This window comes from Limimaricola sp. AA108-03, assembly GCF_050847355.1.
Taxonomy (GTDB): Bacteria; Pseudomonadota; Alphaproteobacteria; order Rhodobacterales; family Rhodobacteraceae; genus Limimaricola.
Map to the genome: position 1 here is coordinate 12,557 of NZ_CP193758.1, position 25,415 is coordinate 37,971.

27 protein-coding genes and 1 riboswitch are annotated in these 25,415 nt (G+C 69.6%); of the genes, 17 read left to right on the forward strand and 10 right to left on the reverse strand.

The window, feature by feature from the left end; translation table 11 throughout:
* The first annotated feature begins 65 nt into the window (after positions 1 to 65).
* Complete coding sequence (locus ACRAQ3_RS17505) at positions 66 to 497, forward strand: Lrp/AsnC family transcriptional regulator (protein ID WP_432256681.1); 432 nt, start codon at positions 66 to 68, stop codon at positions 495 to 497.
* A gap of 133 nt (positions 498 to 630) precedes the next feature.
* Positions 631 to 1,800 carry an acetyl-CoA acetyltransferase gene (locus ACRAQ3_RS17510; RefSeq protein ID WP_432256682.1) on the forward strand — a complete coding sequence of 390 codons (1,170 nt, stop codon included), beginning with the start codon at positions 631 to 633 and terminating at the stop codon, positions 1,798 to 1,800.
* A gap of 48 nt (positions 1,801 to 1,848) precedes the next feature.
* Here ACRAQ3_RS17510 and ACRAQ3_RS17515 read toward each other — a convergent pair whose 3' ends face one another.
* Positions 1,849 to 2,292, reverse strand: a complete 444-nt coding sequence (locus ACRAQ3_RS17515) for a hypothetical protein (protein ID WP_432256683.1) — start codon at positions 2,290 to 2,292, stop codon at positions 1,849 to 1,851.
* A 366-nt stretch (positions 2,293 to 2,658) separates the two neighbouring features.
* Between ACRAQ3_RS17515 and ACRAQ3_RS17520 the strand changes: the two genes are divergently transcribed.
* Both ACRAQ3_RS17520 and ACRAQ3_RS17525 read left to right on the forward strand, forming a co-directional pair.
* A complete protein-coding gene (locus ACRAQ3_RS17520) occupies positions 2,659 to 3,270 on the forward strand; it encodes a hypothetical protein (RefSeq protein ID WP_432256725.1) in 612 nt (203 codons plus the stop codon).
* 230 nt (positions 3,271 to 3,500) lie between these two features.
* Positions 3,501 to 4,196: a hypothetical protein gene (locus ACRAQ3_RS17525; RefSeq protein WP_432256684.1), complete on the forward strand. Its 696-nt coding sequence runs from the start codon at positions 3,501 to 3,503 to the stop codon at positions 4,194 to 4,196.
* A 76-nt stretch (positions 4,197 to 4,272) separates the two neighbouring features.
* Here ACRAQ3_RS17525 and ACRAQ3_RS17530 read toward each other — a convergent pair whose 3' ends face one another.
* Both ACRAQ3_RS17530 and ACRAQ3_RS17535 read right to left on the reverse strand, forming a co-directional pair.
* The gene (locus ACRAQ3_RS17530) at positions 4,273 to 5,892 is read right to left on the reverse strand and encodes an isocitrate lyase (protein ID WP_432256726.1); all 1,620 of its coding nucleotides are present in this window, start codon (positions 5,890 to 5,892) and stop codon (positions 4,273 to 4,275) included.
* 78 nt (positions 5,893 to 5,970) lie between these two features.
* Positions 5,971 to 7,494, reverse strand: coding sequence for a malate synthase A (locus ACRAQ3_RS17535; RefSeq protein ID WP_432256685.1), 1,524 nt, complete (start codon positions 7,492 to 7,494; stop codon positions 5,971 to 5,973).
* Between the two features lie 158 nt (positions 7,495 to 7,652).
* On the opposite strand from ACRAQ3_RS17535, the gene ACRAQ3_RS17540 reads away from it, so the two are divergent.
* From ACRAQ3_RS17540 to ACRAQ3_RS17595, 12 genes are all read left to right on the forward strand, one after another.
* Complete coding sequence (locus ACRAQ3_RS17540; RefSeq protein WP_432256686.1) at positions 7,653 to 9,089, forward strand: helix-turn-helix domain-containing protein; 1,437 nt, start codon at positions 7,653 to 7,655, stop codon at positions 9,087 to 9,089.
* 96 nt (positions 9,090 to 9,185) lie between these two features.
* A riboswitch (TPP riboswitch) is annotated at positions 9,186 to 9,286 on the forward strand.
* Between the two features lie 56 nt (positions 9,287 to 9,342).
* The gene (thiD, locus tag ACRAQ3_RS17545) at positions 9,343 to 10,143 is read left to right on the forward strand and encodes a bifunctional hydroxymethylpyrimidine kinase/phosphomethylpyrimidine kinase (RefSeq protein WP_432256687.1); all 801 of its coding nucleotides are present in this window, start codon (positions 9,343 to 9,345) and stop codon (positions 10,141 to 10,143) included.
* Positions 10,140 to 11,114: an FAD-dependent oxidoreductase gene (locus tag ACRAQ3_RS17550; RefSeq protein ID WP_432256688.1), complete on the forward strand. Its 975-nt coding sequence runs from the start codon at positions 10,140 to 10,142 to the stop codon at positions 11,112 to 11,114. Before thiD ends, ACRAQ3_RS17550 begins: the two co-directional genes overlap by 4 nt.
* Positions 11,098 to 11,295 carry a sulfur carrier protein ThiS gene (thiS, locus tag ACRAQ3_RS17555; protein ID WP_432256689.1) on the forward strand — a complete coding sequence of 66 codons (198 nt, stop codon included), beginning with the start codon at positions 11,098 to 11,100 and terminating at the stop codon, positions 11,293 to 11,295. The genes ACRAQ3_RS17550 and thiS overlap by 17 nt, the downstream gene beginning before the upstream one ends.
* A 1-nt stretch (position 11,296) precedes the next feature.
* Complete coding sequence (locus ACRAQ3_RS17560) at positions 11,297 to 12,067, forward strand: thiazole synthase (RefSeq protein WP_432256690.1); 771 nt, start codon at positions 11,297 to 11,299, stop codon at positions 12,065 to 12,067.
* Positions 12,064 to 12,660 carry a thiamine phosphate synthase gene (locus ACRAQ3_RS17565; RefSeq protein ID WP_432256691.1) on the forward strand — a complete coding sequence of 199 codons (597 nt, stop codon included), beginning with the start codon at positions 12,064 to 12,066 and terminating at the stop codon, positions 12,658 to 12,660. The genes ACRAQ3_RS17560 and ACRAQ3_RS17565 overlap by 4 nt, the downstream gene beginning before the upstream one ends.
* Positions 12,657 to 13,619, forward strand: coding sequence for a HesA/MoeB/ThiF family protein (locus ACRAQ3_RS17570; protein WP_432256692.1), 963 nt, complete (start codon positions 12,657 to 12,659; stop codon positions 13,617 to 13,619). The genes ACRAQ3_RS17565 and ACRAQ3_RS17570 overlap by 4 nt, the downstream gene beginning before the upstream one ends.
* A gap of 82 nt (positions 13,620 to 13,701) precedes the next feature.
* Positions 13,702 to 14,886 carry a glycine C-acetyltransferase gene (locus ACRAQ3_RS17575; protein ID WP_432256693.1) on the forward strand — a complete coding sequence of 395 codons (1,185 nt, stop codon included), beginning with the start codon at positions 13,702 to 13,704 and terminating at the stop codon, positions 14,884 to 14,886.
* Positions 14,883 to 15,935 (forward strand): L-threonine 3-dehydrogenase, encoded by a 1,053-nt coding sequence (gene tdh, locus ACRAQ3_RS17580; protein ID WP_432256694.1) that lies wholly within the window; start codon positions 14,883 to 14,885, stop codon positions 15,933 to 15,935. Before ACRAQ3_RS17575 ends, tdh begins: the two co-directional genes overlap by 4 nt.
* A gap of 157 nt (positions 15,936 to 16,092) precedes the next feature.
* On the forward strand, positions 16,093 to 16,311 hold the full coding sequence (locus tag ACRAQ3_RS17585; RefSeq protein ID WP_269396827.1) for a DUF1127 domain-containing protein: 219 nt from the start codon (positions 16,093 to 16,095) through the stop codon (positions 16,309 to 16,311).
* A 161-nt stretch (positions 16,312 to 16,472) separates the two neighbouring features.
* Positions 16,473 to 16,946, forward strand: a complete 474-nt coding sequence (locus ACRAQ3_RS17590) for a hypothetical protein (protein WP_269396826.1) — start codon at positions 16,473 to 16,475, stop codon at positions 16,944 to 16,946.
* A 139-nt stretch (positions 16,947 to 17,085) separates the two neighbouring features.
* The gene (locus ACRAQ3_RS17595) at positions 17,086 to 17,397 is read left to right on the forward strand and encodes a hypothetical protein (protein ID WP_269396825.1); all 312 of its coding nucleotides are present in this window, start codon (positions 17,086 to 17,088) and stop codon (positions 17,395 to 17,397) included.
* Positions 17,398 to 17,416: 19 nt separating this feature from the next.
* Here the strand turns inward: ACRAQ3_RS17595 and ACRAQ3_RS17600 are convergent, their stop codons facing one another.
* Positions 17,417 to 18,091, reverse strand: coding sequence for an SDR family oxidoreductase (locus ACRAQ3_RS17600; protein WP_432256695.1), 675 nt, complete (start codon positions 18,089 to 18,091; stop codon positions 17,417 to 17,419).
* A 234-nt stretch (positions 18,092 to 18,325) separates the two neighbouring features.
* Positions 18,326 to 18,694, reverse strand: coding sequence for a hypothetical protein (locus ACRAQ3_RS17605; RefSeq protein ID WP_269396823.1), 369 nt, complete (start codon positions 18,692 to 18,694; stop codon positions 18,326 to 18,328).
* Positions 18,695 to 19,068: 374 nt separating this feature from the next.
* Between ACRAQ3_RS17605 and ACRAQ3_RS17610 the strand changes: the two genes are divergently transcribed.
* Positions 19,069 to 19,680 (forward strand): autoinducer binding domain-containing protein, encoded by a 612-nt coding sequence (locus ACRAQ3_RS17610; RefSeq protein WP_269396822.1) that lies wholly within the window; start codon positions 19,069 to 19,071, stop codon positions 19,678 to 19,680.
* A gap of 78 nt (positions 19,681 to 19,758) precedes the next feature.
* On the opposite strand, the gene ACRAQ3_RS17615 is transcribed toward ACRAQ3_RS17610, so the two are convergent.
* From ACRAQ3_RS17615 to ACRAQ3_RS17635, 5 genes are all read right to left on the reverse strand, one after another.
* Positions 19,759 to 20,148: a DUF1127 domain-containing protein gene (locus ACRAQ3_RS17615; RefSeq protein WP_432256696.1), complete on the reverse strand. Its 390-nt coding sequence runs from the start codon at positions 20,146 to 20,148 to the stop codon at positions 19,759 to 19,761.
* Between the two features lie 41 nt (positions 20,149 to 20,189).
* On the reverse strand, positions 20,190 to 20,768 hold the full coding sequence (locus tag ACRAQ3_RS17620) for a hypothetical protein (protein WP_432256697.1): 579 nt from the start codon (positions 20,766 to 20,768) through the stop codon (positions 20,190 to 20,192).
* 43 nt (positions 20,769 to 20,811) lie between these two features.
* Positions 20,812 to 22,791, reverse strand: coding sequence for a glycosyltransferase family 2 protein (locus ACRAQ3_RS17625; RefSeq protein WP_432256698.1), 1,980 nt, complete (start codon positions 22,789 to 22,791; stop codon positions 20,812 to 20,814).
* The gene (locus ACRAQ3_RS17630; RefSeq protein ID WP_432256699.1) at positions 22,791 to 24,017 is read right to left on the reverse strand and encodes an HlyD family efflux transporter periplasmic adaptor subunit; all 1,227 of its coding nucleotides are present in this window, start codon (positions 24,015 to 24,017) and stop codon (positions 22,791 to 22,793) included. The genes ACRAQ3_RS17625 and ACRAQ3_RS17630 overlap by 1 nt, the downstream gene beginning before the upstream one ends.
* A gap of 162 nt (positions 24,018 to 24,179) precedes the next feature.
* Complete coding sequence (locus ACRAQ3_RS17635) at positions 24,180 to 25,268, reverse strand: HAMP domain-containing protein (RefSeq protein ID WP_432256700.1); 1,089 nt, start codon at positions 25,266 to 25,268, stop codon at positions 24,180 to 24,182.
* Positions 25,269 to 25,415 lie beyond the last annotated feature (147 nt).

Genomic DNA, 25,415 nt, shown 5'->3' on the forward strand with positions numbered 1-25,415 from the left:
GGGGGCGGATTGCGCATGACGCGCGGTTCTTCCTACAATCTGTCAAATCAACCGACGAAATGCGCATGCCCCAACTCGACCAGACCGATCGCCGCCTGCTGGCGCTGCTGCAACAGGACGCCCGCATGCCCGTGGTGGCGATGGCCAACGAACTGGGCCTGTCGCGCGCCACGGTGAGCGCGCGGATCGAACGCCTGTGCCGCGACGGCGCGATCCGCCGCTTCACGGTCGAGTTGGGCGCGCCCGATGCCGACGACCTCGTGCGCGCGGTGATGCTGATCGAGCTTCAGGGCCCGCAGGCGCGTGGCGTCGCGGCGCGGCTGCGGCGGATGCGGCAGGTGGCCGAGCTGCATTCGACCAACGGCGCATGGGATCTCGTCGCGCGGATCGAGGCCGCCTCTCTGGCCGAGTTCGACCGGGTTCTCGGCGACATCCGCGAGATCCCCGGCGTGCTCAATTCCGAAACCTGCCTGCTGCTGAGCCGGGCCGGCGGCTGAACCGGAGGGCGCCTCGAGCCTCCCCGCCGGCGCCGCTCTCGCGATCGTGTCGCGCCCCTTGCCAATGCCGCCGCCCTGTCCGAGCATGGCGGCTGCCGCGGGAGGGCGGCGCAAATTCAAGGGAGGAGGCGTGATGGCCGAGGCGCAGATCGTGGGCTGGGCGCATAGCGTGTTCGGAAAGAGCGAGGCGCCGGACACCGCGGCGCTGATGGCCGAGGTGACGGCACCGGCGCTGGAGCATGCCGGGATCGGCGCCGAGGATGTCGACGGCGTCTTCGTCGGCGTCTTCAACAACGGCTTCTCGGACCAGGATTTCCAGGCCTCGCTGGTGGCGATGGGTCATGACGGGCTGCGATACACGCCGGCGACGCGCTACGAGAACGCCTGCGCCACCGGATCGGCGGCGATCAACGGCGCGATGGATTTTATCGCCTCGGGCCGGGGCCGGGTCGCCCTCGTCGTCGGGGCCGAGAAGATGACCGCGACGCCGGGGGCGCAGGTGGGCAACATCCTGCTCGGCTGCTCCTACCGCGCGGAGGAGGGCGACACGCCGGGCGGCTTCGCGGGGATCTTCGGGCGCATCGCCCAGAGCTATTTCCAGACATATGGCGACCGCTCCGAGGCGCTGGCCCGGATCGCCGCCAAGAACCACGCCAACGGCGTCGAGAATCCCTATGCGCATCTGCGCAAGGATCTGGGTTTCGAGGCCTGCAACGCCGTCACCGACCGCAACCCCTATGTCGCGGCGCCGCTGCGGCGCACCGACTGCTCGCTGGTCTCCGACGGCGCGGCGGCGCTGGTGCTGGCGGATGCCGAGACCGCGAAGACGATGCGCCGCGCCATCGCGGTGCGGGCGCGGGCCCATGTGAACGACATCCTCGCGATGAGCCGCCGCGACGTGCTGGCCTTCGAAGGGCCAAAGCGGGCCTGGGCCCGCGCGCTGGAGCAGGGCGGCGTGACGCTGGACGACCTGTCGCTCGTCGAGACGCATGACTGCTTCACCATCGCCGAGCTTCTGGAATACGAGGCGATGGGTCTCGCAGCACCCGGGCAGGGGCACCGGGTGATCGAGGAAGGCGTGACCTTGAAGGACGGCCGGTTGCCGGTGAACCCCTCGGGCGGGCTCAAATCCAAGGGCCATCCTATCGGCGCGACCGGCGTGTCGATGCATGTGATGGCCGCGATGCAGCTGATGGGCGAGGCGGGCGGCATGCAGGTGCCCGACGCCGAACTCGCGGGGGTGTTCAACATGGGCGGCGCGGCGGTGACCAGCTACGTCTCGCTGCTCGAACGGGTCGGTTGAGCGGCACGGCCCGGGCCCCCGGGCCGCGCCCTTATCCGATGCCCGGTCTCAGACGGGCGTGGCGTGACGGACGGTTCCGGCCCGGCGCGCCATTTCGACCGTGTTGTCGATCATCTCGGTTTCGGCCTCGGTCGCTTCCCGCGCCAGATGGCTGGCGCAGTTGGTGCAGAGCGTCATCCAGTCCTGCACATCGGCGCGCAGCCTTTCGCCGGCGCCTTCATGCCAGCGCGACATCGCGTCCGAGATCCGTGCACCGTCGGCGCCGGCATCCATGATCTCGGTGGCCAACTCGCCCATGGCCTGGGTCATCTTGTGGCGCCGGTCGAACCATGCGTCGAAGAAGGTCCGGGTTTCCTCAAGCATGCGCGTCTGCGCCATGCGGACATGCTGCATCTGCGGTGTCGCGTAGGGTTCGAGCGCCTTTCGCGTCGTCGATGGGTTTGTGCCGCGCGCCTCCGCGGTCGCCGTTTTCAGGTGGGGTGTTCGGGTCATCTCCAGCCTCCCGTGCGAGATTGACACGTGCCGACTTTGGCAGGGCGCTCGAAGTTTATCCACAGCATTGGTGGCGGGGCGCCCACATGGCGGGGAATGGCCGATGCGATCCGCCCGCATCAGGGCGATTGCCCGATTTCGCGGCATTCCGGCCGAGGAACAGATGCGCCGCTACGAGCCTTGGCGCCGTCGTCTCGAATCGCCGGGACCGGGGCCGGATGGCGGCGACTTGGGGCGCCAAACCCAAGGCCCTTGATCGCGCGTCGGAAAAACTCGGCGGTTGCAGGACTTGGGCGAAACCTCGCCCGGTATCGGCCCAACCGTGTTAGGATTTGCAGATGTTTCTCCAGGAGGTGCGAAATGGTTATGAAACGACTCTTCACGGTCGCGGCCCTTGCCTGCATGGGAACGGCGGCCATGGCGCAGGATCAGGCGATGAGCTTCTTCGTGACCAGTGCCAATCCGGGGCAGGGGGCCGGGCTGGGCGGCCTCGAGGGCGCCGATGCGCATTGCGCCGAGCTTGCCGCCGCGGCCGGGGCCGAGGGTGACTGGAAGGCCTATCTCTCGACAGATCAGGAGAATGCGCGCGACCGGATCGGCTCGGGCCCCTGGTACAATGCCGACGGCGTCGAGATCGCCGCCGATCTCGAGGCGCTGCACGGCGATGGCAACGCGATCTCGAAGGAGACCGCGCTCGACGAGATGGGCAATGTCGTGAACGGGCGCGGCGACGACCCGAACCGCCACGACATCCTCACCGGCACGATGCCGGATGGGACGGCGGCGGCCGAGACCTGCGAGAACTGGACCAGCAGCGGCGAGGGCTCGGCCATGGTCGGGCATCACGACCGGATGGGACTCGATGATTCGGATGCCGCGAAATCGTGGAATTCGTCCCACCCATCGCGGGGCTGCAGCCTCGAAGCGCTGCAGGGTACCGGCGGTGACGGGCTGTTCTACTGCTTCGCCGCCAATTGATCGATTCCGTACGCGATCTGGTCGCGCGCGCCTCGCCGACAGCGCGCGCGGCACCCAAGCCCTCGTAACCTATGAGTGTTTTCGGAAGTAGGGGGTAGTGCTATCCTAAAGGCGAAGGTAGCGCACCCTTAGGTCATGGGACATGTGCTTTTGTATTGGCCAAATCCCGCGCCATTCTTGCCGCAATCGACGCCTCAAGTCAGGTCATACGCACCCTTAAGAGGTTCGACATGCCACTCACATTCAATGCCGGTTCCACCGGCTTCGACTGGAAAGCCGCCCTTGCCGCCCTGCTGGAAGCGCGCGCCGCCAAGTCCGAGACCACGGTTGAGCAGAAAGCTCCCGTCCCCGCCGAAGAGCCCAAGCTTCAAACCACCACCACCGAGCCGGCCATCCGCATCGACATTTCCGAAGCGGCGAAAACGGCCAGCGCACCCACTGCCACTGAGACGGCTGTCGCAGCCGTTGCAGCCGTCGCAGAACCCGCCGCACCGACAGCCCCCGCCGCCGCGTCGCCGGTCGTCGAGAAGGCCGCCGAGGCTACAACTCAGGTAGTCGCGCCTGTCGCGGATGCCGCGGAAGAGACCGCAAGCGAAGCCGTTGCCGTGACCGAGCAGGTCGTGTCCAAGGTCGCAAGCCTCGCGGGCCTTAACGGTGCGACGGCCGCCGAGAATATCGGTCTCGCCGCCGCGACCAAGCCCGCGGAACCCGAGGTTTCGGACATCGCGGCCGCCCGCGCGGCGGCGATCCGGCTGCAGGAGCTGGACCGCATGCAAAACCTCGTCTCCTCGATCGGCGCGGCGCCCGAGAGCGACGCGGTCATCACGCCGATCAACCCGCAGAGTGCCGCGCGCGCCGGCGCGGCCTATGGCGCCAGCGCCGCATCGGCGGCTTCGGCCGGCGAGCGCACCGACATCGCAGCGTGACGAAAACCGGGCCGGGGCGTGCCGCCCCGACCCGGTTCCCGATGGCCCGCCGGTCAGGCCCGACCGGCGGGTTTTCTCATTCGGCCGCGAACTGGTTCATCGTGTTCGCATGGCCCCCGGCCTTGAGCGCCCGGTCGCCGCCGACCATGACCTTGAAGCTGTCGCCCAGATCCGACCCGACCTCGTGCTGGTGCTTGACCGCCGAGATGCCGCGCCGGATCTCCTCGCGCTGCACGGTGGCGACATAGGCCAGCATCCGGTCCTCGCCGAAATAGCCGCGCGACAGCTCGTCCACCGATTTCGCTGTCAGGTGGAAGGTGGGCAGGGTGATCAGGTTGTGGAACACGCCCGCCTTGGTCGAGATGTCGTACTGGAACCGCTTGAGCCGTGCATCGGCCTCGCGTCCCAGGTCGGTGTCGTCGAACTCGGCCTTCATCAGCGCGGTGCCGTCGGGGTAATCGGCCTCGGCGATCTTGCCCTCGGCGATCCAGTCGGCGCGGACCTGCTTGCGCAGGTTCAGGGTCCAGTTGAAGGAGGGCGAGTTGTTGTAGACCAGCTTGGCCTTCGGCGCCTTCTCGCGGATTTCGGCGACCATCGAGGCGATCTCGGCCACGTTGGGCGTGTCGGTCTCGATCCAGATCAGGTCGGCGCCGCCGTCGTTGAGCGAGGCCACGCAATCCTCGATGACCCGCGCGCGCCCGGTGCCCTCCTTGAAGCGCACAAGGCCGTTGGGCAGCCGCGCAGGCTTGGCCCAGCCGCCGTCGCGCCACATCGCGATCTCGCCTTCGGTCGGCTCGCCGTCGATGCTCTCGGTCTCGACCCATTTGAGGTATTCGGCCGCGTGATCGCCGGGGGCCTGGCTCACGGGGAGCTTCTGGGTCAGCCCCGCGCCGAGGCTGTCGGTACGCGCGACGATCACGCCCTCGGTGACGCCCAGCTCCTCGAAGGCCATGCGGCAGGCGCGCAGCTTCTCGATGAAATCCTCGCGCGGGACCGTGACCTTGCCGTCCTGGTGGCCGCATTGCTTGGCGTCGGAGACCTGGTTCTCGATCTGCAGGCAGCAGGCGCCGGCCTTGATCAGCTCCTTGGCGAGCAGGTAGGTCGCGTGCTCGTTGCCGAAGCCCGCATCGATATCGGCGACGATCGGCACGACATGGCTCTCGAAGCCGTCGATCGCGGTGACGGCGTCGCGCTCGGCCTGGGCATCGCCGCTCTCGCGCGCCTTGTCGAGCGCACGGAACAGGTCGTTGAGCTCGACCTCGTCGGCCTGCCTGAGCGAGACGTAGATCTCCTCGATCAGGTCGGCCACGGCGGTCTTCTCGTGCATCGACTGGTCGGGCAGATGACCCCAGCGGTTGCGCAGCCCCGCGACCATCCAGCCCGAGAGATAGACATAGGCACCCTTGGTGGTGCCGCGCAGCCGCTTGACCGAACGGATCATCTGCTGCGCGTGGAAACCGGACCAGCAGCCGAGGCTTTGCGTGAAATGCTCGGGGTCGGCATCATAGGCGGCCATGTCGGCGCGCATCACCTTCGCCATGTCGCGGGCGATGTCGAGATGGGTGTTGTAGGTGTTCTGCATCTGCAGCTGCAGGATGTCGTCGATGCCGATGCCGCCGGGGGCGGCGCCTTCGGGAAAGCGCGCCTGCAGCGCGGCGCGGCGCTCGGCATAGGTCTTTCGGCTCGGGGGGGTCATATCGGTCATATGGGTGGGTCCTTGGGTGTCGATGGGGGGGGCGGGGGCCCGAAGCCAGTGCGAGGCCCCCGCGTGATCTCAGTCGAGCGTGTCGAGCAGCGGCGCCGCGAGGCGGGCGACGTGGTCGGGTTGCGGGCTGGCGCAGGCGGCCTCCTGCACGATCCTTGCGGCCGAGGCGTAGCGGCCGCGATGGAAGCTGTGCGGTCCGAGCCACTCAACCAGCGCCACGATCTCCTCGTGGATCAGCTCGGCCAGCCAGTCGGCGGTCATGCGGCGCGTCTCGCCCGCCTCCATCTCGACGCTGGCGCCATGGGCCAGCCACTGGCCCAGCCTAGCCCGGGCAAGATCGGCCGAGGCGAGGCCATGCAGGCTTTCCTCGATCCTCACCGGGCCGCGCCCGGCGATCCAGGCGGCGAGCGCCGCGATGGCGACATGGATCGTGCCGCGCAGCCCGGCCTCGGTGACGTGACCGGCATGGGGCTTCAGCAGCATCTCGGGGCTGATCCGGAAATACTGGCGCGGGCGGCCGATCTGGTGCGGCCCCGGCAGCGCCCGGGCGATCGCCTCGCGCGCCGCGTCGATCCGGTCCGGCGCGTCGAGCCTGAGCCCGTCGCAGCCCTCGTCGAGCGGACGACGCAGCTGTGCCGGATCGCTCCCCTCCGGCGCCTCTGCGATGGCATGGGTGCCGCGGCGATGCGCGACCTTGACCATGCGCGCGGCGCAGGTGCCAAGGAAAGCGGCTTCGGGATCGAGCTTGACCGGCAGCAGCGCGTCGCCATGGGCGCGCATCAGCCGCAGATAGGAGGCGGTGAGCGGCGCGCGGCGCATCGTCAGGCCGAGCGCGCGGCTCTTCAGCTCCCACAGGATCTCGTCCATCTCGAAACCGGCATTGACGGTCTCGAGCGACACCTCGACGCGGATCGTGCCCGGCGCCAGCCCGGTGCGCTCCTCGGCGATGGCGATGATCTCGGACCAGAGTCGCGCCTCGCGGTGGCTGTCGATCGCGCCGATCTGCAGATAGGGCCCCATCTCGCGGGCCGAGAGGCTGGCCCCGAAATGGGTGAGGATCAGCGCCAGATCGAACAGACCGGCCGAGACCGGATGCCCGCCGATCAGCAGCGCCGCCTCGTCGCGATCGAGCGGCCGCGGGCGGAACAGCATCGGCGTGGGGTCGTCCGGGGTCTCGGCCAGCGCCGCGAAGCCCGCGATCAGGTTGGCGAAGCCGGGCGCGGTGGCCTCGTCGAGATCGACGAGCAGCGTCGAGGCCCCGGCGGCGCGGGCGGTGGCGAGCCCGCCCGCCTCGGCGGCGGTGGCGAGGCAGAGCCTGCGGTCCCGCAGCGCCTCGGGGGCCGGGTCGCAGGCCCAGACACCCTTGCGGATGCCGGTGGTCTCCTCGAGGTAATCGGGCAGGCGGCCTTCATCGGCGCGCTCCTGCCGACGGTCGCGGGCGACCGAGAGCGCCTGCATCTTGGGATTGAAACGGGTCTGCAATTCGGCGGCAAGCGCCAGCGCGTCATCGGTCAGGACGCGGCCGGCACCCGGCACGTCGCGCAGCAGGACCGGCTTGGGCGCTGCGGGGGCGGGGACGAGATCGAGTGGCATCTGCATGACCTTCCTGTTGCCGGCGCCGAAGGGAGGATCGACGCCTCTCTGTCTGTAAGGTTAGTGTGGTCATCGCGCAGGTGCAGCATAATTTTGTTGCTAACGGGTAATGATGTAATTTATGTAAGCCATATGATTGAAACATTGTTAGTCATGAAATGAGCGACCGCAGCCAGAAACTCCTGATCGGCCCCCGCCTCAAGGCGCTGCGCGTCTCCTTGGGACTGACGCAGTCGCAGATGGCGGGGCGGCTCGGCGTGTCGTCGAGCTACGTCACCCTGATGGAGGGCAACCAGCGCCCCGCCTCGGCCAAGCTCTTGATGCGGCTGGCCGAGGCCTTCGACATCAATGTGAGCGAACTGGCGCCCGAGACTGACGCGCAGCTCGCCGCCGATCTCGGCGCGGCGCTGAAGGACCCGGTGCTCGAAGCCGAGGTGGGCCGGGTCGAGATCGAGCAGGCGCTCTCGGCCGCGCCGAACGTCGCCGCGGCGCTGGTGCGGCTGCATGATCGCTACCGGCAGCTGGTGCTGTCGCGCCAGACCGACACCAACCCGCTGGCGGATCGCGACAAGGTCGAGGTGCTGGAGGAGGGCAGCCGCGCGGTGCAGGCGGTGCGGGCCTGGCTGTTCGAGCGGCGCAACCATGTCGACAGCCTCGACCGCGCCGCCGAGGCCATGGCCGAGGAGATGAAGCTGCACCGCAGCGAGCCGCATACCGCCCTGACCGAGCGGCTGCGCGCGCATGGCGTGCGGGTCCGCATCCTGCCATCGGACGTCATGGCGGGACGGCTGCGCCAGCACGTGGCGCATCGCGGCGAGCTGCGCCTGTCGGAGCTTCTGGGCCAGCCGAGCCGACGGTTCCAGATGGCGGTGCTGCTGGCGCGGCTGGAGCGCGGCCAGGAGATCGCCGACGAGATCGCGGATTCGGGGCTGACCGACCCCTCGGCGCTGGCGCTGGCGCGGGTCAGCCTCGCCAACTACTTCGCCGCCGCGCTCCTGATGCCCTATGGCCGCTTTCTCTCGGCCTGCGAGAGCGCGGGCTACGACGTGGAACTGCTGTCGCACCGCTTCGGCACCAGCTACGAACAGGTGGCGCATCGGCTGACGACGCTGCAGCGCGAGGGCGCCCGCGGCATCCCGTTCTTCTTCGTGCGGGTCGATCAGGCGGGCAACATCTCCAAGCGCTTCAGCGCCGGGCGCTTTCCCTTCTCCTCCTTCGGCGGCACCTGCCCCTTGTGGAACATCCACGCCGCCTTCGAGGCGCCCGACCGGGTGCAGACGCAGGTCATCTCGATGCCCGACGGCGCGCGCTACTTCTCGATCGCGCGCAGCATCACCCGGCATGGCGGCACGCTGGGCCAGCCCGCGACCCGGCTGGCCATCGGTCTGGGCTGCGACGTCGCCTATGCGCCGCGCCTCGCCCATGCGCAGGGGCTCGATCTCGACCGGATCACGCCCACCGGCATCGGCATCAACTGCTATCTCTGCGAGCGGCCGAACTGCGCCAGCCGGGCCCATGCGCCGGTCAATCGCCGCCTCGAGATCGACGAGAGCGAGCGCGGCCTCGCGATCTACCGTTTCGAGGGCGAGCGCTGATCCCCTTCACCTCTCTCCAAATGCGCCGGAGGCCCGCGCGGGCCGGGGGCGGAGCTCCCTCCCTTGCGTCAACCTGACCGCGCCGCTAACGTCCGCTCGAATCCGTTGGGGTGCCCCGCTGGGGGCTGAGAGGCGCGAGCCGACCCATCGAACCTGATCCGGTTAGCACCGGCGGAGGGAACGGAGACGCGACCCGAGGCTTGTCACGCCCGTGGTCCGTCCCGCGTCCCCCGTCCGGGGGGGGAGCGAGACGATGCGCATCAAGACGGCCCTGACCATCGCGGGCTCGGATAGCGGTGGCGGCGCGGGCATCCAGGCCGATCTCAAGAGCTTTGCCGCCTTCGGCGTCTATGGCGCGTCGGCGATCACCGCGATCACCGCGCAGAACACCCGCGGCGTGTCCGGGGTGATGCCGGTCCGGCCCGAGATGGTCGCGGCGCAGATCGCCGCCGTACGCGACGACATCCCGCCCGACGCGATCAAGATCGGCATGCTTGGCCATGCCGGGATCATCGCGGCGGTGGCCGAGGCGCTCGAGGGATATGCCGGTCCGGTGGTGCTCGACCCGGTGATGATCGCGAAATCGGGCGATGCGCTGCTCGACGACGCGGCGGTCGCGGCGCTGATCGCGCGACTGCTGCCCCGCGCCACGATCCTGACGCCGAACCTTCCCGAGGCGGCCCGGCTGCTCGGCGCCCCCGTGGCGGCCCGGCCGGAGGAGGTCGTGGCGCAGGGGCGCGCGCTGCTCGATCTCGGACCCGAGGCGGTGCTGATGAAAGGTGGCCATGCCACGGGCCCCTGCTGCACCGACCGGCTGGTGACCCGGACCGGTCTGCACGAGGTCTCGGGCCCGCGCATCGACACCCGCAACACCCATGGCACCGGATGCTCGCTCTCCGCCGCGCTGGCGGCGCTGCTGGCGCTCGGCCGCGCGCCCGAGGCGGCGCTGGAACGAGCGCAGGGCTGGCTCTCGGGCGCGATCCGCGCCGCCGACCGGCTCGGCGTCGGGTCGGGCCACGGCCCGGTGGATCATTTCCACGAGGGCCGGCGATGACCCACGAGATCATCGGCGGCGGGGTGATGGGCCTTGCCGTGGCGGCCGAACTCACGGCACGCGGCCGGAAGGTCAGGGTCATCGACCGGCAGGAGGGGGCCGGACCGCATCATTGCTCTTGGTGGGCGGGCGGCATGCTCGCGCCCGATTGCGAGGGCGAGACGGCGGAGGAACCGGTGGTGCGGCTCGGCCGCGAGGCCGCCGACTGGTGGCAGGCGCAGGGCGCGCAGGTGACCCGGCGCGGCACGCTGGTGGTGGCGCTGGGGCGCGACCGGGCCGAGCTGGATCGTTTCGCGCGCCGGGTGCCGGGCCGGTTGCTCGATGCCGAGGCGGTCGCGGCGCTGGAGCCGGATCTCGCCGGGCGTTTCGGGCGCGGCCTGCATGTCGAAACGGAGGCGCATCTCGACCCGCGCGCGACCCTGTCCGGGCTGCGGCAGAGGCTGGCCGAGCGTGGCGTCGCCTTCGAAACCGGGGAGGTCCGTGCGACGGGGCCGGCGATCGATTGTCGCGGGTTGGCCGCGCGCGACGTGCTGGCGGATCTGCGCGGCGTGCGCGGCGAGATGCTGGTCCTGCGCGCGCCGGAACTGGCGCTGACGCGGCCCGTCCGGCTGCTGCATCCGCGCTACCCGCTTTACGTGGTGCCGCGCGGCGGCGGCATCTACATGCTCGGCGCTACGCAGATCGAGAGCGCGGGGCGCGGCCCCGCCACGGTGCGCGCCGCGCTGGAACTGCTCAGCGCCGCCTACGCGCTGCACCCCGCCTTCGCGGAGGCCGAGATACTCGAGATCGGCGCCGATGCGCGTCCCGCCTTTCCCGACAACCTGCCGCGCATCCGGCGACGCGGCGGGATTATCCATGTCAACGGTCTGTTCCGCCACGGCTTTCTACTCGCGCCCAGCATGGCGCGGATGGCGGCGGACTGGATCTGCGACGGCATCAAACCGGAGGTTTGCGATGAAGATCATGGTTAACGGCACGCCGCAGGAGGTGACGGCCACGACCCTGGCCGAGGCGCTGGTCGCGCTCGGGCGCGACGGCGAAACGGTGGCGACGGCGCTGAACGAGGAGTTCGTCCCGGCCGGTGCCCGTGCCGCCACGCCGATCGCGCCCGGCGACCGGATCGAGATCGTCGCGCCGCGGCAGGGAGGCTGAGATGCTCGGCTTCTACGGCACGCCGGTCGCCTCGCGGCTGATGCTCGGCACGGCGCAATACCCTTCCCCGAAGGTGCTGTCGGAGGCGTTCCGCCGCTCCGGCGCGGGAATCGCCACCGTGTCGGTGCGGCGCGAGGCGGCGGCGGGCGAGGGCGCGGATTTCTGGGCGCTGGTGCGCGAGTTGGGGGTGCGGCTCCTGCCCAACACCGCCGGTTGCCATTCGGCGCGCGAGGCGGTGACCACCGCGCGCATGGCGCGCGAGCTGTTCGGCACCGACTGGATCAAGCTGGAGGTGATCGGCCATGCCGACACGCTGCAGCCCGATCCATGGGGCCTCGTCGAGGCGGCGGCGATCCTGAGCGCCGAGGGATTCAAGGTGTTCCCCTACACCACCGAGGACCTGGTGCTGGCGGAGAAGCTGCTCGACGCGGGCTGCGAGGTGCTGATGCCCTGGGGCGCGCCGATTGGCACCGGGCTGGGGCTCGCGAACCGCTACGGGCTGCGCGCCCTGCGGGCGCAGTTCCCCGACGTGCCGCTGGTGGTCGATGCGGGCCTCGGTCGTCCGAGCCAGGCCGCCGAGGCGATGGAGATGGGCTATGACGCGGTGCTTCTGAACACCGCCGTCGCCAAGGCCGACGACCCGGCCGCGATGGCCGAGGGCTTCGCGCGCGCGGTCGAGGCCGGGCGGCTGGGATTCGAGGCGGGCGCGATGGAGCCGCGCGACATGGCCGCGCCCTCGACGCCGCTGATCGGCAAGGCATTCCTCGCATGAGCCTCGACCGGTTCTACCCGATCTTCGACGACGTCTCGTGGCTGGAGCGGATGCTGCCCTTGGGCGTGAAGCTGGTGCAGCTGCGGCTGAAGGATCGCGCCGACACCGAGATCCGCGCGCAGCTTGCGCGCGGTCGCGAGCTCTGCGCGGCGCATGGCGCGACGCTGGTGGTCAATGATCACTGGCGCGCGGCGATCGATCTGCGCTGCGACTGGCTGCATCTCGGGCAGGAGGATCTCGACAGCGCCGATCTGCCCGCGATCCGCCGCGCCGGGCTGCGGCTGGGGATCAGCACCCACGACCGGGCCGAGCTGGAGCGGGCGCTGTCGCTCGACCCCGACTACGTGGCTTTGGGGCCGGTCTGGCCGACGATCCTCAAGAAGATGAAATGGGAGCGGCAGGGGGTGGAGCGGCTCACCGAGTGGAAGCGGCTCGTGGGCGACATTCCCCTCGTTGCGATCGGCGGGCTCTCGGTCGCGCGGGCACCCGAGGCCTTCGCCGCCGGGGCCGACATCGTCTCGGCGGTGACCGACATCACGCTGAACGCCGACCCGGAGGGCCGGGTGCGCGACTGGATCGGAGCCGTGCGATGAACCGCTACGCGCGACAGGTCGCGGTGCCCGGCTTCGGCGGAGCGGCGCAGGCCCGGCTGCGCGAGGCGCATGCGCTGGTGATCGGCGCGGGCGGGCTGGCGGCGCCGGTGCTGCAATATCTGGTCGGGGCGGGTCTCGGCCATGTCCGGCTGGTCGATCCGGACCGGGTCGAGGCGAGCAACCTGCACCGGCAGACCCTGTTTCGCATGGTCGATATCGACCGGCCCAAGGTGGTGGTCGCGGCCCGGCGCATGGCCGCGCTCAACCCCGAGACGGTGGTGGAGCCGCTGGTCGAGCGCTTCGACCCTGGCAATGTCGCGGCGCTGTGCGAGGGCGTCGATCTGGTGATCGACTGCGCCGACAGCTTTGCCGCGAGCTACGTCGCTTCGGATCACTGCCTCGCGGCGGGGCTGCCGCTGATCAGCGCCTCGGTCACCGGCCTGTCGGGCTATGCGGGCGGGTTCTGCGACGGCGCGCCGAGCCTGCGGGCGGTATTCCCCGACCTGCCGGCGCGGATGGGCTCCTGTGCCGAGGAGGGGGTTCTCGGGCCGGTGGTGGGGGTCGTCGGCGCGCTGCAGGCGCAGATGGCTCTGGCGCAGCTCTCGAGCATGGCGCCGTCGCCGCTGGGACGACTCGCGAGCTTCGACGCCGCGACATGGCGCTTCGGCGGCTTCGGCTTTTCGGCCGCTGCCGAGCCCGCGCGGGCGCCGCGCTTCATCGCGCCGGGGGACATCGCCGCCGATGATTTCGTCGTGGATCTGCGCGCCCCCGAGGAGGGCCCGCCGCCCTGCCGCCACGCCCTACGCCACGCGGTGGCCGCGTTCGGTCCCGATGGCCCGCGCCCGCCCGTCGGCGCGCGCGCCGTGCTGTGCTGCCGGACCGGGCTTCGGGCGTGGCAGGCGGCCGAGCGGCTCGGCGCGGCATGGGATGGCGAGATCCGGCTGGTGGCGCTCGGCTGAGCGCTGCCGTGGCGGCAGAGCTTGCAAGCCGCGCGGGCGGGCATAGACTCGTGGCCTGCCCGTGCCCTTGAAAGGAGCCTCCATGAGCCGCTTTCTGCAAGACATCGAGACCCGCCTTTCGGAGATCCGCGAAGAGGGGCTGTGGAAGACCGAGCGCGAGATCACCTCGCCGCAGGGCGGGCGCGTGGACCTGAACGGCCGCGAGGTCATCAACCTGTGCGCCAACAACTATCTCGGCCTCGCCGATCACCCCGACCTGATCCACGCCGCCAAGGCGTCGCTCGACCGGCACGGCTATGGCATGGCCTCGGTGCGCTTCATCTGCGGCACGCAGGATCTGCACCGCAAGCTGGAGAAGCGGCTGGCCTCCTATCTCGGCCATGACGACACGATCCTCTTCGCCGCCTGCTTCGACGCCAATGGCGCGCTGTTCGAGCCGCTCCTGGGCCCCGAGGACGCGGTGATCTCGGACGCGCTGAACCACGCCTCGATCATCGACGGCATCCGGCTGTGCAAGGCCAAGCGCTACCGCTTCGCCAATTCCGACATGGAGGACCTCGAGGCCAAGCTCCGGGAGGCCCGCGAAGCCGGGGCGCGCCACGTGATGATCGCCACCGACGGCGTGTTCTCGATGGATGGCTACCTCGCGCGGCTCGCCGAGATCCGGGCGCTGGCGGACCGCTACGACGCGCTGCTGATGGTCGATGACTGCCACGCCACCGGCTTCATGGGGCCGAAGGGGGCCGGAACGCCTGCGCATTTCGGGGTCAAGGCCGACCTGCTGACCGGGACGCTGGGCAAGGCGCTTGGTGGCGCGATCGGCGGCTATATCGCCGGGCCGCAGCCGGTGATCGACCTGCTGCGCCAGCGGGCGCGGCCCTACCTCTTCTCGAACGCGCTGCCGCCGATGGTCTGCGCGGCGGGGCTGGAGGCGCTGCACCTGATCGAGCAGAGCGACGACCTGCGCGCCAAGCTGTTCGAGAACGCGGAATACTGGCGCAGGGGGCTGACCGATCTCGGCTTCGAGATCCTGCCCGGCGAGCACCCGATCATCCCGGTGATGCTGCACGACGCCAAGCTGGCGCAGACGATGGCCGCGCGCCTCGACGAGTTGGGCGTCTATGTCTCGGCCTTCTTCTTCCCGGTCGTGCCCAAGGGCAAGGCCCGGATCCGCACCCAGATGAACGCCGCGCTCACCCGCGAGGATCTCGACGCGGCGCTCGCGGCCTTCGCGCAGGCGGGCCGCGATCTGGGCGTGATCGGATGAGCCGCCCCAACGGCATGACCGCGCTGGTCAAGGCGAAGGCCGAGCCGGGGCTGTGGCGCCAGACCGTGCCGGTGCCCGAGATCGGTCCCGACGACGTGCTGATCCGGGTCAACAAGACCGGCATTTGCGGCACCGACGTGCATATCTGGAACTGGGACGAGTGGGCGCAGCACACCGTGCTGGTGCCGCTGGTGACCGGGCACGAATTCGCGGGCGAGATCGTCGAGCTGGGCCGCAACGTGACCGATCTGGAGATCGGCCAGCGCTGCTCGGGCGAGGGGCACCTGATCGGCAAGCATTCGCGCCAGAGCCGGTCCGGCAAGTTCCACCTCGACCCCGAAACCCGCGGCATCGGCGTCAACGAACAGGGCGCCTTCGCCGAATACCTGCGGCTGCCGGCCTTCAACGTTGTGCCGCTGCCCGATGCCATCGACGACGAGATCGGCGCGATCCTCGATCCCTTGGGCAACGCCGTGCACACCGCGCTCTCCTTCGACCTCGTGGGCGAGGACGTGCTGATCACCGGCGCCGGGCCGATCGGCATCATGGCGGCGGCGGTGGCGCGCCATGTCGGCGCGCGCCACGTGGTGATCACTGACATCAACCCCGAGCGCCTCGCGCTGGCCGCACAGGTGGCCGATGTGGTGCCGGTCAACGTGGCCGAGGAGGATCTGGCCGAAATCGTCCCGCGCCTCGGAATGAAGCAGGGCTTCGACATCGGGCTCGAGATGTCAGGCAACCAACGCGCGCTCGACCAGATGGTCGAGCGGCTGGTAATGGGCGGGCGCATCGCCATGCTCGGCATCCCGCCGGGCAAGAGCCCGGTCGACTGGTCGCGCATCGTGTTCAAGGCGATCACCATCAAGGGCGTCTATGGCCGCGAGATCTTCGAGACCTGGTACAAGATGATCGCGATGCTGGAGAACGGGCTCGACGTGCGCGGCGTCATCACCCACCGGATAGGGATCGATGACTACGTCGCGGGCTTCGACGCGATGCGCTCGGGTTCCTCGGGCAAGGTGGTGCTGGACTGGACCGGCGGGCGCTGATCGGCGCATGCAGTGGCTGCATGGCGGGGTTACGGCGAAGCGGGGTGGTGCTCGGCCGTTAACGCTACCAATTAGGGGTCAACGAGGCGGCGATGGGCGCCGCATCGATCAGGCCCGAGACAAGGGCCACACGGACCCGAAGATCAAGGATACTGAGATGAGCTACGCTACCGTCGACCAGCGCACCACCTTCAACACCGAGACCAACGGCCTCACCGCGATCACCGCCCGCGTCAAGGCCGCCATCGAGCGCAACCGCGTCTACCGCCAGACCCAGCGCGAGCTGAGCCTGCTGACCGACCGCGACCTCGCCGATCTCGGCATCGCCCGCGGCATGATCAACCAGATCGCCCGCGACGCCGCCCGCGCCGCCTGATCGCGACCCATACATCCGCCCCCCTGACAGCGGGCAGATCGAAACGGCGGTCCCCACGCGGGGGCCGCCGTTTCGCGTTAACGCCCCCGATGGGTCCTGTTCGTGATAGGCTGGGCCATGTTCCGCGCCCGCCGCGGGACCGCCTTGTGGGAGGATTCACGATGAAACGGCTTTTATCGATCATGGGTCTCGCGGCCCTCGTCACCGCATCCGGCGCGATGGCCGAGACGGTGATGGTCAAGGGCACCGGCATGGGCAGTTCGGACACCATGCAGATGCCGGTCAGCGACGGCCTCGTGGTGGTGCACAACCGGACCAGCTATGACGGCTTCGAGACGGAGGATCCCGAGAGCCCCTTCGCCAGCCTGTCCGGCTCCTGTTTCGGTGCCACGCTGGTCGAAGCCGGCGCGGTGAGCGGCAGCGGCAATTGCCACTACACCGATGCGGATGGTGATCACGCCGTCATGGCGTGGACCGCCACGGGGATGAGCGAGGAGGGGCGCGTCTCGGGCGACTGGAGCGTCGTGGGCGGCACCGGCAAATGGGCCGAGGCCAGCGGCGGCGGCACCTTCGACGCCGGCGGCGAAGGCGCGGACTACACCAACATGGTCACGGGCGAAGTCGAAATGCCCTGACCCGGCGCGGGGCGTTCCGCATCAGTTGATGTCACGTGTTTTGGACATCGCGGCGGGACGCCCCATATCTGGTATGAGGGGGCGGTGGTCTCCGCAGCATCTCCCCCTCTTCCTCCGCACTGCGGAATTGGAGGTCTGGATGTTCAAACGGCTCGTGACCACCGCGCTCCTGTTCGGCATGGCAGCCACCGCGCCGCCCGCGGCGGCGATGGGCTGTGCCCCGCGCGATCACATCGTGGAACGGCTCAAGGATCGCTATTCCGAGACGCTCACCGCCGCCGGTCTCGAAACCACGAGCGAGACGCGGCAGCGGATGCTCGAGATCTGGTCGAACCCCGAAAACGGCAGCTACACTGTGCTTCTGACCGACCCTACCGGGGTCAGCTGCATCGTCGGCTACGGCTCCGAGTTCCACACCATCGCGGCGCCGCCCAAGGGCGAGCTGGGCTGAGCGCCGGTCCCTCGCGGGATCAGCCGGTCGGCATGATGAACATCTCGCGCAGATCGGCGGTCTCGGACTGCTCGAGCGCGAAGACCACCGCCCGGGCGATGTCCTCGGGGCGGATCTTGCCGGGCTTGGGCTCGGAGAAGAACGGCGTGTCGACCATGCCGGGCGCGATCACCGTGCAACGGCCGCCCCATTCGCGCATCTCCTCGCTCATGTTGCCCGCATATCCATGCACGAACCACTTTGTCGCGCCGTAGATCGAGCCCGCGATATGACGTTTGCCCGCCGCCGAGCCGGTCAGCACCAGATGTCCCTTGCGCCGCTTCAGCTCGGGCAGCGCCACCCGCGCGGTATAGAGTAGCGCCATGATGTTGAGATCGATCATCCGGCGCCATTCCTCGGGATCGCCCGCCTCGGTGCCGGGCGTGTCGAGGCCGGTTCCGGCATTGGCGAAGGCGGCGTCGAGCCCGCCCTTCGCGGCGACCAGCTTGGCCACCGCCGCCTCCTGCGCGCCCAGATCGGTGGCGTCGCCCGGAAGCGCGAGCGCGTGGTCGCCCAGCTCCTCGGCGAGGGCCGCGAGCTTGTCCTCGCTGCGCGCCATCAGCCCGACATGCCAGCCTGCCGCCACGGCGGCGCGGGCGGTGGCAGCCCCGATGCCGGAGGACGCACCGGTGATGAATAGGATGCGATCGGCCATGTGGTTCTCCCCTGTTGCGTAGGCAGCAAAGGGTGTGGCCGGAGCGGCGCGAGGCAAGCGCCTTTCTGCGCGGGGTGAGCGCTTTGCCGGAGGCCGCACGGCGGCTCGGGTCGTAGCAGCCGCCATGCGGTGCTTCTCGGCTTCGAGCGGACCGGGACCAGCGCCCCGCATTGTCCATCCGCGCCCTCAGGGCTTTAGGGCCTCAATTTGCGCGAGTGCTGCGACGTGTCTCGATCAGCTCGCCTGGGCCCAGTCCAGCAGCATCGCGAGATCGTCGTCGAGATCGGGAGCGCTCAGATAGAGCTGCGCCACCTGCGCCTCGGCGGCGGCAGCGAAGCGTGCGCGGCGCGGCTGCGGCAGGCAGCGGATCAGATCGGCCGAAACCGCATCGCCGCGCTGATGGGCATGGCTCAGCAGATCGGCGACGGCGCGGAGCAGGTCGGCATCGCGGCATTCGGAGATGTCCGAATCACTCAGCGCGCCGATCAGGGCCCGGCGGCGCGCGATCCCGGCTTCGCCCACGGTCTGCATCTGCACAATTTCATACCATTCGGCGAGATCGCGGTGGCGAAAATAGACGAGCGATGTTTGCGGCTGGATCATGGTCTGCTCGTGTCCTCTTTGGATCCGCCGGAAGGGGAGGCACCTGCCCCGGGACCAATGTCCTCGGCTTGCGGCGTCGCCCGACGGATCGCCTTATAATACCTGCCATATTTAGCTGTTCCTGCTACGGGCGAAACCTAACCGGTGTGATAGGTGTTGCTCCATTCGGTAGAGCTGACCGCCCCTTCTGAGCCTTCTTTGTTCTCCCTATGAGTGATTGCAATTTGGGAACACACGTAAAACGTGTATTTGGTTGTGTTAGGATCGTAACTTGCTACTTCGTTCGGCCTAGCCTTTGCTAGAACTCAACCGGAGAGTGTATGTCCGGTAGCGTACCGATTTTTCCCCTTCGGAGGGCTTTTTTGCCAATGACGATGCTGTTGCACAGTTATGCCCCGCACGACTTCTTCGAACTTGCCCAGCTGGCCCCGGCGGGGTTCTCGGCGGTGCTCCGGGTCAGCCGCGGCCGGGCCACCCATGTCGAGAACTGCCTGCGGCCGGAATGGCGCGATACCTACGAGCGTAAATCCTATTTCCTGCGCGATCCGGCGATCGGCTGGGCCCTCGGTCACGACGGGGTGGTGCACTGGGCCGATCTGGTGAGCCGCGACCACAGCGGCGTCATCGCGGATGCCCGGGCGCATGGCCTCGTGCATGGCATGACCGTGGCGACCGGAAACGCCGAGACGCGCTCGTTCTGCGGGCTGGCCCGGCACGACCGCCCCTTTACGGAGGATGAAGGACAGCGCGCGCTCGAGGTGATCATGCGGCTGCATGCCGGCCCCCCGGGTACAGTCAGCCTCACCGACGCGCAGCGCGAGGCGTTGCGGCTCATGGCCGAGGGCGAGCGTCACACGCGGGCGGCGGCGATCATCGGGATCAGCGAGAGCGCCTTGAAAGCGCGGCTGAAATCGGCCCGGCTGTCGCTGGGCGCGCGCACCACCGCCGAGGCGGTGCATGCGGCGCAGATGCGCGGGCTTATCTGAACGGGCCGGATGTCGCCCGGGAATCAAGCGGCGCCCGCGAACGGATCGCGAGCGCCGGTATCGGGTCGGGCCGGGATGTCAGCGGCGCAGCGCGGCCGAGGTCAGGAGGCCCAGCGGCGAGGTCCGGGGCATGATCGGTTCGGCCGGGCGCGGCGTGAAGGGCGCCTCGAAACGGGCGATGCGGCGGATGTCGTGGATCTCCCGGCTCGAAATCCCGAGATGCGCGAGATCCTCGTCCGAGAGCAGCGCAAGGTCGCAGACCGTCTGCCTCCGGGCGAACCAGCCGCGCAGCGCGGTGCGCAGGCGCGCGACGAAACCGGCGGGCGCGGCAGTGAGAACGGGGGTGGCGGTGACGGTGGCGGACACGGGCGTGATCCTTTGCGAAATCAGGTGGCTGGAGCCGGGCACATAGTCCCGCGCGATCGCCCTGTCACGGGATTCGCCCTGCCGATTGAACAGGGCTGTCATGCAGCATGCTCATGCCCGCTCGGCCCCGGTGCGGACGCCCCTCAGAACGTGTTCAGCGCCACGCCCACGAAGATCTCGCGCGCGTCGAAACCATAGCCCATCCGCAGCCGCCAGTCCGACCGACCGAGCCGCTTGCTCGCCACCAGGCTCTGTTCGGCATAGCCGGTGTCGTCGCCGGTCAGCACCAGCGCCAGGCCGAGGCCGCTGGTCTGGTGGGTGGCTTCGAGCATCGAGAAATAGGACCAGTCGATGCTGTTGATCTCGCCGATCGCGAAGACGCCGCCCCAGCCGGTGGAGGTGTAGCTTTCGGCCACCAGCTTGGCGCCGATCGAGGCACCGTCGTCGAAGCGCAGCGTCGGACCGAGGCGCAGCGTCACCGGGCGGCCCCAAGGCGCCACCTGCCGCGATCCGGTGAGCGAGAAGGCCACCGCGCCCCCATCTGTATAGCGCGACCAGAGCGCTCCGGCGGAGACGCCGCTCCGCTCGAAGCTCACCACCGCTGTGCGGTCCTCGGGACCGAGATCGAGTTGCAGGTATTCGCCGTCGGCATGGGCCGCGATGGGGGCGAGGCCGCAGCCGAGCAGCAGGGCGAGGGCGGTACGGCGGAGGGTGCGATGCATGGGGTGTCCTTGGGTCTGGGGGAATGGCGGTCTGCAAAAGGGTCTAGTCCCGGCTGCTGAAGCTCAGCCGCCGCGCGATGTCGCCGAGGAGCTGGCCGAGCCTGACATCGACCACGCCCGGCGCGGCGCCCTCGGTGTAGAACCGGCGCAGCAGCGCGGCGTGCACCTCGTCCTCGGGCCACAGATGCAGCCTCGCGCCGTCGGGCGTGGCGGCGATCACCGTGGCGCGCATGTCGCCGACCCCGGGGATGCGCAGCACGCCGCGGGTGCCGGGCGTGTAGACGACCCCGCGGATCCGCGCCGTGTCGCGAGTGAGCGAGGCGAGCCAGAGCCGCTGCGGGCGCTCGCCCGCCGCGAAGATCACCCGCTCGGGCCGGTCCGCGACATGGCGCTCGTGGCGCGGCAGCTCGATGCAGGCGATCACCGTCAGCGCCAGCACGAAGATGTTGTAGATGGTCCAGAACAGCACCACCCGCATGCCGTCGCCGGCCTCGGCGCGGTGCATCCCGTCGAAGGCGCTGCCGAGCATCAGCCCGACCAGCGTCAGCACCAGCAGCACGAGGAACGGCATCATCAGCCGCCATTGCACCACGATGCGGCTGCGGTCGCCGCCCTTGGCGGTGACCTTGAACTTGTGCCCCTTGGGGCGCAGCAGCCCGTGCAGCGCGGCGCGGGTGATCGGGATCGCGCCGACGATCTGGCTCACGTCGTGCAGCACCGGCACCACCGTCCCGCGCGACAGGATGTTCAGCACCCCGAGCGACCAGACGTAGTAGACGCCGAAATAGGACAGGACCTCGGCCACCTCCGCGTCGACGACGATGACGCCGAAATACCAGTAGAGCAGCGGAAAGCTGAGCCCGGCGAGGCGGAACGGAAAGCTGCCGATCCAGTAGAGCATGGTGTCGATCACGCTCCAGCGGTCGCGCAGCCGCAGCCCGTTGCGCGAAAAGGGCCCGAGCCGGCCGCGCGCGATCTGCATCAGCCCGAGGCACCAGCGGGCGCGCTGGGTGATGTATTCGCCCACCCCCTCCGGCGCGAGCCCCTCGGTCAGCGGCTCGTTCAGATAGACGGTGCGGATGCCGCGCTCCTGCAGAGTCAGGCTGAGCAGGTAGTCCTCGGTGACGCTGTCGGTCGGAAAGCCGCCGATCTCGCGCAGCGCGCTCCAGCGCATCACCGAGGAGGTGCCGCAGCAGATCGCGATGCCCCAGGCGTCGCGCGAGGATTGCACGTGATCGAAGAAGAAGCGCTGCTCGTCGGGATAGGAGCGCGCGAGGCCGAGATTGTGCTGGATCGGGTCGGCGTTGAAGAAGTGCTGCGGCGTCTGCACCAGCCCCACCGTGGGGTCGTGGAACAGCGCCACGGCGCGGCGCAGGAAGTCGCGATGCGGCACGAAATCGGCGTCGAGGATCGCCACGAAACCCGGCGGCCGGTCTTCCTGGGCGAGCAGCTCGAGCGCGTGGTTGATGTTGCCGGCCTTGGCGTGGGCATTGTCGGGGCGGGTGACGTGCCGCACCCCATGCATGGCGCAGAACGCCCGGAGCCAGTCGCGCTTTCCATCGTCGAGCACTAGGACCTCGACATCGGGCCAGTCGACCGAGAGCGCGCCGACGATCGAGCGTTCGAGGATCTCGCGATCCTCGTTGTAGGTGGCGATCATCAGCGCCACCTTGGGCGCGCGGCGGCCCCACCACGTGGCGTTGGCGGTGGCCTCGCGGTGCCGGTCGAGGCGCCGCGACAGCATCACGGCGGCGTTGACCGAGCCGAGCATGGCGATGACCTCGAGCAGGTAGAGCGTCAGGCTGGCCGCGAAATCGAGGTCGAGGCCGACCGGGGCCAGCGTCGCCGCGCCGCGCCACCAGATATAGCGCAGCGCCAGCGCGATCATGGCCCCGAGCATCAGCGACCGATGCCATGTGCGCTTCGGATCGACCCAGAAGGGCAGCAGCAGCACCATGCCGTAGCTCAGCAGCATCAGCGCCAGGCTCGACTGCGCCTCGCTCAGCCAGGCATGCGGCGCCATCACAGCAGGCCGCGCAGCCAGTCGAGCGGCCGGCTTTCGAAGAACAGCCGGCCGGTGCGGCCGACCGGGCAGGCGCCGCCGTCGAGATCGCGCAGCCCCGGCACGCTGACGGCCACGTCGTAGCGCTCCAGATGCTCGCGCCCCGCCGCCACCGCGAGCGTGTCGTAGAGCGAGGCCGCGCCGGCCCCCGCGAGCCGTTCGACCGTGCCCTCGAACACCTCGCCCGAGCCCGAGAGCCGGAACTTCGCGCCATCGCCGGGCCGCAGCGCGTTGAACACGCTCTCGCTGACCGAGCCGGTGACGATCAGGCTTTCGCAGTCCAGCAGCCGCAGCACCGGCTCGCCCCGTTGCAGGTTCTCGCCGTCATGCGCCAGAACCTCCCACAGGCGGCCCTCGAAATCCGCGGCGAGGGGGGCCTCGCCGAGCCGGTTGACGCTGACCCGCTCCTCGGTGATGCGCGAGGCGAGCGCGCGCACCTGCCGGAGCTGTGCGCGATAGGCCGCCTCGAAGCCGTCGTTCCGGGCCCGAAGCTCGGCCAGCCGCTGGCTCGCGAAGGGGCTGTCATTGACCCCGTCGACGAGGAACACGCCGTCGCGCGCCGCCGAAAGCGCCGATTGCAGCACGCCCACCTCCTCGCGCGCATGTTCGAGCGCGATGGCGAGATCGGTGGGCAGATCGGGCAGGAGGATCTCGGGTGCGGCGTCGGTGGCGGCCTGCGAACCTGTAACCGTGCCTGTGGCCTGCGGCTCCTTCGGCAGTTCGGGCTCCAGCGCGGCGACGCGCGCCGCCCCGTCATTCGCTTGGCGTTCGAGCAGGGCGAGGCGGGCGCGCGCATGGGCGAGGCGGATCTCGACCTCGCGGGTCTTGCCGCGGCCGAAGCGGGCGGCGCGCACCGAGAGCGTCTCGATCGCCCGCGCCGTCTCGTCGATCACCTCGCGCAGCCGGTCGCGCTCGGCCTGCGCGTATTGCCATTCCAGCACCAGATCGTTGAGCCGGATCCGGTCGACATGCGGGTCGTTCACCGAGGCCAGTTCCTCGCCGGGCCGGATCGTCGCGCCAAGCGCGAGATCGGGCATCGCGACGGTGCCGGCGATCGGGCTGCGCAGCGTCGCCAGCCGGGCGTTGACCATGGCGTTGGCGCTGGTGCCGCCGAGCTGTTCCCCGAGGATCACCCAGATCGAGACGAGGATCAGGATCAGGCCCAGAACGAGGCGGGTGAGGCGCATGGGAGGCATCCTTGTCGATGGCGGTCCGGCCGGATCGGCGGTGATCCGGGCCAGTCGTGTTGCCGATATTTCGGAGGGGTCTTTCGAAGCCGGAGGCAGAGGACAATCGCGACGGTGCGTCGCCGCGCCGATCCACGGCGCGGCGTCACCCATCGGCGACGATCAGGCCCTCTGAATCCGGACGATGGCGCTGGCGAGCGTTTCGGCCTCGCGGCTGCTGTGCTGCTCGGCCGGATAGGTGTCGCGGCCCTCGGCGATGGCCTGCGCCTCGCGCGAGAGCACCCGCAGCGGCCGCAGGAAATAGCGGCTGAACAGCGCCGTGCCCAAGAGCAGCGCCGTGCCGAAGCCCAGAAGCAGCCACAGGATATCGGCCGAGAGCACGAAGCTGCCGAGGCCGAAACCCGCGATCCGGGTCGGCACCCGCGCCACCAGCCGCCAGTCGAGCGAGGCCATCTCGCCGGTCACCACCTTGGGCAGCAGCGCGAGGAAGGCGTCGTGATCCGCATCCTGCGCGACCCGGAAGGTGCCCTGCTGACCCGAGGCCACGACCTGCCGCGCCCGCGGCGACAGCGGCTGGTCGAATTCCTCGGTATGTTCGAACAGCACCCGCCCACGCCCGTCGACCATGAACAGGTCGAGATCGAGGACCTCGGCGCTCTCGACGAGGTAGTTCTGGATCCAGGCCACGTTGAGCCGGTAGATCAGAACGCCCTCGGCGCGCCCCTCGTCGTCGTGGATGGCGACGGAGAGGTCGAGATACTGCACCGGCCCATCCGTCTCGGCCGGGACCAGCCGCGCCAGCCGGTCGTCGGCTTCCGCCGCGCCGATGAAGTTGCCGCCGAGACCGCGCCGGAACCACAGCGATCCGGACACGTCCTGCCCCTCGAGAAGCGGCCGCGACGAGGCGACGAACTTTCCGCTCGCATCCGCGATACCGGCCCAGGCGATCGAGTCGGAGATGCGCGAGATCGCGGTCAGTCGCGGCCGCGCCGCGTCGATCGAATGCATCCGCAGCGTTCCCGCCACGGCCTTGACCGAGTTCCATTCCCGGCCGAGCGCCTTGGCGAAGTTCATCCGCAGCGCCTCGCCCCGCAGATAGACGGATTCGGACTGCACCCCGCTTTCCACGGATTCGAGGCGGCGCTCCGCGAGCAGCGCCATGGCCGCGAATCCGACGAGGGCAAAGAAGGTGACGAAGGCGAAGAGGGCGGTGGACAGGCTGGGCAGTCGGAAGCCGGGGTTTCGATGCATTCTGCAAAGACCTTGTGTAGTTGGTTTCACCCTGGATCTAGAGACGCAGTGTGGCGGGTTGCGGACAACGGCATGGCGATGCCGTGGCCGGGCCGCAAGAGGGCCGCATTCCGAGGCGGCTCGCGATCCGGTTCCTGTGCGGAGGTC